Annotated in this window: 13 protein-coding genes; 7 read left to right on the top strand and 6 right to left on the bottom strand. The window is 69.8% G+C overall.

What is annotated here, in order from left to right; all coding sequences use genetic code 11:
* A partial coding sequence (locus tag VGT80_RS14510; RefSeq protein ID WP_327456996.1) for a DsbA family protein occupies window positions 1-539 on the bottom strand: 539 nt, incomplete at its 3' end.
* Window positions 540-624: 85 nt separating this feature from the next.
* On the opposite strand from VGT80_RS14510, the gene nthA reads away from it, so the two are divergent.
* From nthA to VGT80_RS14490, 4 genes are all read left to right on the top strand, one after another.
* Window positions 625-1,245 (top strand): nitrile hydratase subunit alpha, encoded by a 621-nt coding sequence (nthA, locus tag VGT80_RS14505; protein ID WP_327456994.1) that lies wholly within the window; start codon window positions 625-627, stop codon window positions 1,243-1,245.
* Window positions 1,242-1,895 (top strand): nitrile hydratase subunit beta, encoded by a 654-nt coding sequence (gene nthB / locus VGT80_RS14500; protein ID WP_327456992.1) that lies wholly within the window; start codon window positions 1,242-1,244, stop codon window positions 1,893-1,895. Before nthA ends, nthB begins: the two co-directional genes overlap by 4 nt.
* Window positions 1,882-2,220, top strand: a complete 339-nt coding sequence (locus tag VGT80_RS14495; RefSeq protein ID WP_327456990.1) for a nitrile hydratase accessory protein — start codon at window positions 1,882-1,884, stop codon at window positions 2,218-2,220. The genes nthB and VGT80_RS14495 overlap by 14 nt, the downstream gene beginning before the upstream one ends.
* A 173-nt stretch (window positions 2,221-2,393) precedes the next feature.
* Window positions 2,394-2,609 (top strand): DUF2188 domain-containing protein, encoded by a 216-nt coding sequence (locus tag VGT80_RS14490; protein WP_327456988.1) that lies wholly within the window; start codon window positions 2,394-2,396, stop codon window positions 2,607-2,609.
* 35 nt (window positions 2,610-2,644) lie between these two features.
* On the opposite strand, the gene VGT80_RS14485 is transcribed toward VGT80_RS14490, so the two are convergent.
* Both VGT80_RS14485 and ndk read right to left on the bottom strand, forming a co-directional pair.
* On the bottom strand, window positions 2,645-2,995 hold the full coding sequence (locus tag VGT80_RS14485; RefSeq protein WP_327456987.1) for a DUF6481 family protein: 351 nt from the start codon (window positions 2,993-2,995) through the stop codon (window positions 2,645-2,647).
* A 102-nt stretch (window positions 2,996-3,097) separates the two neighbouring features.
* On the bottom strand, window positions 3,098-3,517 hold the full coding sequence (gene ndk, locus VGT80_RS14480) for a nucleoside-diphosphate kinase (RefSeq protein ID WP_327456986.1): 420 nt from the start codon (window positions 3,515-3,517) through the stop codon (window positions 3,098-3,100).
* 124 nt (window positions 3,518-3,641) lie between these two features.
* Between ndk and VGT80_RS14475 the strand changes: the two genes are divergently transcribed.
* Window positions 3,642-5,522: an ABC-F family ATP-binding cassette domain-containing protein gene (locus VGT80_RS14475; protein WP_327456985.1), complete on the top strand. Its 1,881-nt coding sequence runs from the start codon at window positions 3,642-3,644 to the stop codon at window positions 5,520-5,522.
* Here the strand turns inward: VGT80_RS14475 and VGT80_RS14470 are convergent.
* Entirely contained in the window at window positions 5,495-6,391 is an 897-nt protein-coding gene (locus VGT80_RS14470) for an ion channel (protein WP_327456984.1), read from the bottom strand. The two genes, VGT80_RS14475 and VGT80_RS14470, sit on opposite strands and share 28 nt — an antisense overlap.
* Before the next feature lie 132 nt (window positions 6,392-6,523).
* Between VGT80_RS14470 and VGT80_RS14465 the strand changes: the two genes are divergently transcribed.
* On the top strand, window positions 6,524-7,504 hold the full coding sequence (locus tag VGT80_RS14465) for a YihY/virulence factor BrkB family protein (protein ID WP_327456983.1): 981 nt from the start codon (window positions 6,524-6,526) through the stop codon (window positions 7,502-7,504).
* 51 nt (window positions 7,505-7,555) lie between these two features.
* Here the strand turns inward: VGT80_RS14465 and VGT80_RS14460 are convergent, their stop codons facing one another.
* Entirely contained in the window at window positions 7,556-7,837 is a 282-nt protein-coding gene (locus VGT80_RS14460) for a hypothetical protein (protein ID WP_327456982.1), read from the bottom strand.
* 39 nt (window positions 7,838-7,876) lie between these two features.
* Complete coding sequence (locus tag VGT80_RS14455; RefSeq protein ID WP_327456980.1) at window positions 7,877-8,185, bottom strand: polyhydroxyalkanoic acid system family protein; 309 nt, start codon at window positions 8,183-8,185, stop codon at window positions 7,877-7,879.
* 68 nt (window positions 8,186-8,253) lie between these two features.
* Here VGT80_RS14455 and VGT80_RS14450 point away from each other — a divergent pair, with 68 nt between their 5' ends.
* On the top strand, window positions 8,254-8,691 hold the full coding sequence (locus VGT80_RS14450; RefSeq protein WP_327456978.1) for a hypothetical protein: 438 nt from the start codon (window positions 8,254-8,256) through the stop codon (window positions 8,689-8,691).
* Window positions 8,692-8,694 lie beyond the last annotated feature (3 nt).

Below are 8,694 nucleotides of genomic sequence, written 5' to 3'. Positions count from 1 at the left end.
GGCCCGCCCACCAGGGTCGGGAAGGCCGTGGCGCCGGCGCGTTGGGAGACGGCGTAGTCGCGCCAGGTCTCCTGCTTGGCGTCTTCGGAGCCCCATTGTTCGAGGAAGGCGACGCGATCCAGTCCCAGCTCGGCGGCCAGGTCGGCGAGCACCTCGCCGGAGGTCACGTCGAGGCCCTCGGCGTAGAAGGCCCGCTGCGCCCTGGCGAGATAGGTTACCGCCAGGTCCTCGCTCTGCCGGCGGACCACGACCACGGCGCGTGCGCCCGGGTCGGTGTCATAGCGGAAGCCTTCGCGGTCGAGCGCGTGCTCGGCGAACGGCAGGCCGGTCGCCACGTGCACATGGGTCCAGTGACCGAGCACCTCGCGCTTGGCGGCCTCGGTCATCGGCTGCTCCGTGCCGGGCCTGAGGCCGCCCATGATGGTGCGCACCGGCAGGGCGCGGCCGAACGCGGTCCTGATCGCCTCGATCACCGGCGAGAAGCCGTAGCACCAGGAGCACATGGGATCGGCGAAATAGATGAGGTGCGGCTCGTCCATGGCGATCTCCTCCCATCGCAGCATTGCGCCGAACCGTCGATCCGTCACTTGGAAAGCGCCCCGCCATCGGCCACTCTCGGCGGCTATGGCGCACGACCACCCCGACCACGATCACGACGAGCACGAGCACGGCCAGCATCCGCCCTCCGACATGGAGTTGCGGGTCAAGGCGCTGGAGTCGTTGCTGGTCGAGAAGGGGCTGGTGGATCCCGCGGCGCTGGACGCCACCGTCGACCACTTCGAACACAAGGTCGGCCCCCGCAACGGCGCCCGCGTGGTGGCCCGCGCCTGGAGCGACCCAGCCTATCGCGCGCGGCTGCGTGAGAACGCGGGCGCCGCCATCGCCGAGCTGGGCTTCGCCGGCCGCCAGGGCGAGCACATGCGGGCGGTGGAGAACTCGGCCGAGGTGCACAACATGGTCGTCTGCACCCTGTGCTCCTGCTACCCGTGGCCGGTGCTGGGGCTGCCGCCGGTCTGGTACAAGTCGGCGCCCTACCGCTCACGCGCCGTCATCGATCCGCGCGGGGTGCTGGCCGAGTTCGGCGTGACCCTGCCCGAGGGGGTCGAGGTCCGCGTGTGGGATTCCACCGCCGAGCTCCGCTATCTGGTGATCCCCGAACGCCCGGCCGGGACCGAGGCGCTGAGCGAGGATGAGCTCGCCGCCCTGGTCACCCGCAACGGCATGATCGGCACGGCGCGGCTGTGAACGGCGTCCACGACATGGGCGGCATGCATGGGCTCGGCCCCATCGTCCCCGAGGTCGACGAGCCGGTCTTCCACCACCCGTGGGAGGGCCGCGTCCATGCGATGACCCTCGCCTCGCCCACCCGCAGCAACATCGACGCGGGGCGCCACCAGCGCGAGCTGATCCCCGGGCCGCAATATCTGGCCATGACCTACTACGAGAAGTGGTTCCGCTCGCTTTGCGAGCTGCTGATGAAGTCAGGCCTGGCCACCGCGGAAGAGCTGGCCCGGGGCCGCGCCGCGCCCGGCGCCGCCAAGGGCGAACCCAGGTTCACCGCCGCGGAGGTCGCCGAGACGATGAGCCGGCCGGCCTCCTACGTCCGCGAGGCCGCCGCCCCACCGATGTTCCAGCCGGGCGACGCCGTCCGCTGCCGCAACCTCAACCCGCCCGGCCACACCCGCCTGCCGCGCTACGCCCGTGGCCACACCGGCGAGGTGGCGGCCTGGCACGGCGCCCAGGTGTTCCCCGACGCCAACGCCCATGGCCAAGGCGAGGACCCGCGCCACCTCTACACCGTCCGCTTCACCGCCCGCGAACTGTGGGGCCAGGCCGCAAATCCCCGCGACACCGTCAGCCTCGACCTCTGGGAGCCCTACCTTGAGCACGCCTGATCCGCTGATCCTCCCCGGCCTGCCGCGCGACGCCGAGGGCCCGGTGTTCGCCGCGCCCTGGGAGGCGCAGGCCTTCGCCCTCGCCGTCCAGCTGCACGAACGCGGCGCCTTCACCTGGAGCGAGTGGGCGCAGGCCCTGTCGGAGGCCGTGAAGGCCGGCGGTCCGGCCGACGATGGCTCGCGATACTATGAGCATTGGCTGGCAGCCCTCGAACGCCTGGTCACGGCCAAGCGCCTCGCCGGCGCCGAGGCGCTCCAGGCCCGCAAGCACGCCTGGGAAGCCGCCTACCTACGCACGCCGCACGGCAAGCCGGTGACGCTCTAGCCCTCGATTTCTATCAATAGCTAAGTCCAGGCGCGGCCCGTCAGGCATCGCGCCCCGCGGCGCAAGGACTCAGCCCAGCAATGGCGGGCCCGAAGGCGTCCACAGCCGAGTCATTCACTTGCGGGAACTTTCCGCGCGGTTCTACGCTGAAGCTTATCGCGAGGGACGACCGCATGGTTCAATACGCAGTGACGCTCAAGGATGGCGACTGGACCGTCTTCAAGGACGGCGAAGCCATCGAGCGCGGACTGACCCGGTCGGCGGCCATCCAGATGGCCAGGGATCTGGCCTTTGAGGCCGAGGAGCGGGGCGACACGGTCGAGCTGCTGATCCAGGGCTACTACGGCGACATGTCGCGGCGGCTCACCGGCGGGGTCGAAGAGGACTAGGGCGCGCGACCCGACACCGTTCGCCGCGATCTCGCCTACCGCCGCTGGGCCGACTTGGCTTCGCGGCGCGCCCGGGCGTCGGCCTTGGCGAGGGACTTGCGGTCCTTCCGCTCCTGGCGCTTCAGCTCGAGCTGGTGCTGCTCGTCGTTCTCCAGCGCCAGGCGGGCCGCTTCGGCGGCGGCTTCCGCCTTCAGACGGGCCGCTTCCTTCTCGGCCGCGCGCCTGGCGCGGACCTCTTCCAGCTCGCGCGCCTTGCGCTGCTCGCGGGTTTCGAAGGTCTCCGGCCGGACGGTCGGCTTCGGCTTGAATTTTTCCAGCAGAGCCTTCCGGGCCTCCGCCTGCGAATTCAGGCGTTCGGAAAAGCTCCCGAGTTTGGGGTCGCGCATGTTCAAAGGGGTTGATCTCTCGTTGCCGCGCCAAAACCCCCCGGGCGCGGATCGGGTTGCCCCGCGACCGGACTTTCCCGGCCGCGCAGGCGGGGGGCGGGATCAGCCGACGATGTCGCCGTCGGTGAAGAACTGGGCGATTTCGAGCCTGGCGTTGTCCTGGCTGTCGGAGCCGTGGACGGAATTCTCGCCGACGTTGTTGGCGTAGAGCTTGCGGATCGTGCCGGGCGCGGCCTGCTCGGGGTTCGTGGCGCCCATGACTTCGCGGTACTTGGCGACCGCGCCTTCGCCTTCCAGCACCTGCACGACCACCGGCCCGGAGGTCATGAATTCCACCAGCTCGCCGTAGAACGGCCGCTCGGCGTGCACCTCATAGAATTTTTCGGCCTGGGCGCGGCTCATGCGGATGCGGCGCTGGGCCACGATGCGCAGGCCCGCGTCCTCGATCACCGCATTAATCTTGCCCGTCAGGTTCCGCCGGGTGGCGTCGGGCTTGATGATCGAGAAGGTGCGTTCGGTCATGGGTCGGTCTGGACGTCCAAATGGGGAGGAACCGCGCGCGGTGATGCGCGAGGTGGCGGGCTCTATATAGGCAAGGTCCCGCCTCGCCAAGGCCGCAGCGCATCTGCTATGCAGCCCGCCCGCCATGCTCCAGATCCACGATCTTGTCTTCGACGCCTGGGGCCGCCGGTTCCTGGACCACGCCACCGTCACCCTGCCCAAGGACGCCAAGGTCGGCCTCGTGGGCCGCAACGGCGTGGGCAAGTCGACGCTGTTCAAGCTGATCCTCGGCCAGCTGACCCACGGCGACGGCGACATCGGTCTGCCGCGCGACGCGCGCATCGGCTCGGTGGATCAGGAGCATCCGGCCACCCCCGTGCCGCTGCTGGAGACGGTGCTCGCCGCCGACGTCGAGCGCGCCGGCCTGCTGGACGAACTCGAGACCGCCGAGCCGGAGCGGCTGGGCGAAATCTACGCCCGGCTGATCGACATCGACGCCGACCGCGCACCGTCGCGCGCCGCGGAAATCCTGGCGGGCCTGGGCTTCTCCAACGCCGACCTGACGCGGCCGATGGCGGAATTCTCCGGCGGCTGGCGGATGCGTGTGGCGCTCGCCGCCTCGCTGTTCGCCGAGCCCGACCTGCTACTGCTCGACGAACCCACCAACTACCTCGACCTGGAAGGCGCCCTGTGGCTCGAGGCCCGGCTGCGCAAATATCCGCACACCGCCATGGTCATCAGCCACGACCGTGAGCTCCTGAACAACTCGGTCGACCACATCCTGCACATGAAGGACGGCAAGCTCAGCCTCTATCCCGGCGGCTACGACGACTTCGAGCGCCAGCTCGGCGAAAAGCTGCGGCTGCAGGAAGCGATGCGGGTCAAGATCGAGGCGAAGCGGGCGCACATGCAGTCCTTCGTCGACCGCTTCAAGGCCAAGGCCTCCAAGGCCCGCCAGGCCCAGTCGCGGATGAAGGCGATCGCCAAGCTGCCCCCGGTGGCGGCGGTGATCGAGGAGCACGTCTCGCCCTTCACCCTGCCCTCGCCCGAGCGGCCCTTGCCGCCGCCCCTGCTCAGGCTGGAGCACGCCGCCGTCGGCTACGGCGGCCCGCCGATCCTCAAGAAGCTCGACCTGCGCCTCGACATCGACGACCGCATCGGCCTGCTGGGCGTCAACGGCGCGGGCAAGTCGACCTTCGCCAAACTGGTCGCCGGCGCGCTCAAGCTGGAGAGCGGCAGCATGCACCGCTCGGCGCGGATGCGGGTCGGCTGGTTCCACCAGCACCAGATCGAGGCCATGGATCCCACCGACACCCCGCTGGAGATCATCCGCCGCGCCCTGCCGGCCGCCAGCGAGGCGCAGCGGCGCTCCAAGCTCGCCCAGTTCGGCCTGGGCTTCGACAAGCAGGGCACCACCGTGGCCAACCTCTCCGGCGGCGAGCGGGCCCGCCTGTTGCTGAACCTCGTGGCCATGGAAGCCCCGCACCTGCTGATCCTCGACGAGCCGACCAACCACCTCGACATCGACAGCCGGCGCGCCCTGCTGGAGGCGCTCAACGACTACGAGGGCGCGGTCATCCTGATCACCCACGACCGTTCGCTCATGGAGCTGGTCGCCGACCGCCTGTGGCTGGCGGCGGACGGCACGATCACGCCCTTCGACGGCGACCTCGAGGACTACGCCCGCTTCGTGCTCGACCGCGCCCGTACCGTGGCGCGCACCAGCCCCAGCCAGGTGAAGGCCGAGCCGGAGGCGCCGCCGCCGCCCGAGCCCACCGCCCGCAAGACGCCTACCGGCAACCTGCGCCGCCGCGCCGAATCGGCCGAGGCCGCGCTGGCCCGCGCCGCCCAGGCGCTGGAGGCGGTCGACGCCGAGTTGACCGATCCCAAGACCCTGGCCGGCGATCCGGTCCGGCTGGGCGAGCTTGGCCGTAGGCGGGCGGCCGCCCATGCCGCCCTGGAAGCCGCCGAGCAGGAGTGGCTGGCGGCCCAGGAGGCCTATGAATCGCTGAAGCCCACGGCCTGACCTTCGGGCACGGGCACGGTGTCGTGGATGCGGTCCAGATCGATCTGGATGGCGCCGTCGTCCTTGTCCTCCAGGATGTGCGCGAACACGTGGTTCATCCGGACATCCTGCGGCCGGTAGCTGTGGCGGTCGTTGATCTGCGAGGAGATCGCCTCGTCGAAGCCGTTGATCGAGACCAGCAGCCGCGGCGCCTCGGCGCGCAGCCGCTCCTCGGTCATCTCGTGCAGCGGACTGTCCTCGTCGATCGGGTGGATCAGGGTCCACGACAGGCTGAGCACCGGGTTCTCGCTGCGCACCAGCTTCAGGTCGAAGAACCGCCGGAAGGTGCCCCCGTCGGGCAGGTGGAAAGTGCGCAGATAGCTGATCCGGCCGTGCACCTCGTTGATCGCATGCAGCCGCCGGCTCGCCACCCGCACCATCAGGGCGGTGCGGCCCTCGTAGGGGGCGATCACCGCCACCTCGGAGAAGATCAGCCGCGGCCGCGGCCGGGCGAAACGGGCGAAGAAGGCGCCGGTGACCAGCGCCGTCAGGAACATGCCGACGAAGATCTCCACCGTGGCCACGCTGTGGCCGTACATGGTCTGCGGGCTCATCTCGCCGTAACCGACGGTGGCCAGGGTCTCGATGGAGAAGAAGAAGGCGTCGCTGAAACTGCCTGGCCGCGCATGGGCGACCGCGGACGGCGCGGCCCAGTAGAGCGCCGCGAAGATCAGGTTGGCCGTGAGGTAGAGCGCCAGCACGCTGCCCAGGAACGCCTGCCAGCTCATCGACAGGACCAGGTAGTAGGGATCGTCCAGGCTGAAGCGCGAGGCGCCCAGCTTGATGGTGCTCAGGCCTTGCTGGTCGATCCGCGCGGAGGGCCGTCTCATGCGGCCACGCTTAGCATGCGGCGCCGAGGGCCGCGCAAGCCGCTTGCTTCCAGCGCCGCATCAAGGGCTTAGCTCAAGGAACCGCCGACGCCTTCGGGCATTGCCGCCGCGTTGCAGGATCGAGGGACGAACATGGCCCGGCGCCTTCCCAAGCTGGTCTTAGAGGCCGCGCCCATCGCCATGCTGGCCGGCGCCGGGGTGCTCGCCCTGCGCGGAACCGAGCCTGTCGCCCCCAAGGGCGTCCGCCCGCGTGGCGGCGGCCGCGGGGCCCGCTCGCCTCTGCAGATTCCGCTGCAGGGCTGGAAGGAGATCCTCGTCCGCACCCGAGGCGAGTTCACCCAGGATCAGATCCCGATGATCGCGGCCGGCGTCAGTTTCTACACCCTGCTGGCGATCTTCCCGGGCCTGGCGGCCTTCGTGGCGCTCTACGGCCTGTTCTCCGACGTCGCCCAGGCGCAGCACCATCTGCAAATGCTCTCCGTCGTCCTGCCGGCCAGCGCCTTGCAGTTCTTCGGCGACGAGATGCTGCGCATGGCCGCGGCCCAGAAGGGCGGGCTATCGATCACCTTCATCCTGGGCCTCGTCACCTCGATCTGGAGCGCCAACGGGGCGGTGAAGGCGCTGATGACCGGCCTGAGCATCGCCTACGAGGCGCACGACAAGCGAAGTTTCATCCACAAGACGCTGATATCCATGGTCTTCACGCTGGGATTCCTGGCCTTTGGCACGGCCGCCATCACCGTGCTCGGCGCCGGGCCCGCGGTGGAGGCCTACCTTGGCCACCACGCCGCCTTCATGCTCAACGTCGTCAGCTGGCCGATCCTGCTGGTGGCCATGGGCGTGGGCATCGCCCTGCTCTACCGCTATGGCCCCGGCCGCGGCCCGGCGCGCCTGCAATGGATCAGCCCTGGCAGCCTCGCGGCCCTGATCCTCTGGATCGCCGTCTCGGCCGCCTTCTCGCTCTACGTCGGCAACTTCGCCCACTACGACCGGACCTACGGCTCGCTGGGCGCGGTCGTCGGCTTCATGGTGTGGAACTGGCTGACCAACATCATCATCCTGGCGGGCGGCGAGCTGAACGCCGAGGTGGAAGCCCAGACCCGGGCGGTCTAGCGCCGCGTCTTGCCCTCTCCCGTTTGCCGCCGCTCACGCGGGAGGCAAGGTTCAGGTGATGTGCTTGGGGCTGATCGGGTCGGAGCCGGGGAAGGTCTCCTCGATCGCCTCGTCCAGCAGCGCCTCCTGGCGGTTCTCGGCGCAGGCTTCCTTGTCGGCCAGGTGATCGTGCTTCTCGCCCTCCGGCAGGGGCTTCGCCGGACGCGAATGCGGCGTCTGGATGTGCCGGTCCTCGTGCTGCGCCTGGCCTTCCACGGCCATGTCGGCATTGGAGCCGCTGGAGCCGTGGGCGAAGGCGCGGTGGGCCTCTTCTTCAGTCTGTTTGCGGGACATGGTTGGCTCCTGGTTGATCGGTCGCCGGAAAGCCCGGCGCTATTTCTTCTCCAGCAACAGCTGGCCTTCCGACTGCAGCCGGCCCTTCAACTTGCCGGCCATCATCGCCAGCAGGGTCGGCAGCAGGACTTCGAGGCGGATCGCCCGGTCGGCGACGTCCACGGACCCGGATACCGCCTGGCCCATGGCGGCGAAGGCGAAGGACAGCCGGTCGCCGTCCCAGGCCTTGGTCACCGAGCCCATGCCGCCCAGATGGCGCGACAGGTCGCCGAACCCCGCCTCGATCCGCTTGCGGGCCTCTTCGCGGCCCAGCTCATGCGGAATGGTGACGGTGACGGCCTTGCTCATGGTCTTCTAACGGGTGAGCGGCCCGAAGGGGTTCCGCAGGTGGCCGAAGCCTTCTAGCGTCGCGCGCCATGAGCCAGGGCGCGCCGCAGGTCGAGGACAGGTCGCTTTTCGGCGAGGGGCGCTATCCCGACACCGGGCCGCTGGCCGTGCTGGCGCGGCTGGCGTTCCTGGGCGCGCTGCTGGCGATCGTCGTTACGGTCTTCCTGCCGCGTTCCATGGTGCCGCAGTTCGTCCGCTCGCATTACCTCGAGCATTTCGCGGCTTTCTATGTGGCGGCCCTGTTCGCGTTGGCGGCCATGCCGCGCACCAGGCTTCGCCGGATCGGCGTGTCCGTCGTCACCTTCGCGGTGCTGCTCGAGGCGACCCATCTGCTGTCGGGGGCGCAGATCTGGCCGCTGGTGGACAACTGGGTCGCCGACATGGGCGGCCTGGCCGCGGCCTTCGCCCCGGTGGTGGTCGAGCGCTTCCGGCGCCGCTTCCCGAGGCGGACTCGCGGGGCGGTCTGAACC

This window comes from Phenylobacterium sp. (assembly GCF_035944335.1).
GTDB lineage: Bacteria > Pseudomonadota > Alphaproteobacteria > Caulobacterales > Caulobacteraceae > Phenylobacterium.
The sequence above is the reverse complement of the archived record's forward strand: the minus strand, read 5'-3'. Positions and strand labels throughout refer to the sequence as shown.

Excerpts from the sequence above, each read along its gene's own strand:
- nthA (WP_327456994.1), top strand. The coding sequence starts at position 625 with ATGGCGCACGACCACCCCGACCACGATCACGACGAGCACGAGCACGGC.
- VGT80_RS14455 (WP_327456980.1), bottom strand. The coding sequence starts at position 8,185 with ATGAGCAAGGCCGTCACCGTCACCATTCCGCATGAGCTGGGCCGCGAA.
- VGT80_RS14470 (WP_327456984.1), bottom strand. The coding sequence starts at position 6,391 with ATGAGACGGCCCTCCGCGCGGATCGACCAGCAAGGCCTGAGCACCATC.
- VGT80_RS14450 (WP_327456978.1), top strand. The coding sequence starts at position 8,254 with ATGAGCCAGGGCGCGCCGCAGGTCGAGGACAGGTCGCTTTTCGGCGAG.
- VGT80_RS14465 (WP_327456983.1), top strand. The coding sequence starts at position 6,524 with ATGGCCCGGCGCCTTCCCAAGCTGGTCTTAGAGGCCGCGCCCATCGCC.
- VGT80_RS14490 (WP_327456988.1), top strand. The coding sequence starts at position 2,394 with ATGGTTCAATACGCAGTGACGCTCAAGGATGGCGACTGGACCGTCTTC.
- VGT80_RS14485 (WP_327456987.1), bottom strand. The coding sequence starts at position 2,995 with ATGCGCGACCCCAAACTCGGGAGCTTTTCCGAACGCCTGAATTCGCAG.
- VGT80_RS14460 (WP_327456982.1), bottom strand. The coding sequence starts at position 7,837 with ATGTCCCGCAAACAGACTGAAGAAGAGGCCCACCGCGCCTTCGCCCAC.
- VGT80_RS14475 (WP_327456985.1), top strand. The coding sequence starts at position 3,642 with ATGCTCCAGATCCACGATCTTGTCTTCGACGCCTGGGGCCGCCGGTTC.
- ndk (WP_327456986.1), bottom strand. The coding sequence starts at position 3,517 with ATGACCGAACGCACCTTCTCGATCATCAAGCCCGACGCCACCCGGCGG.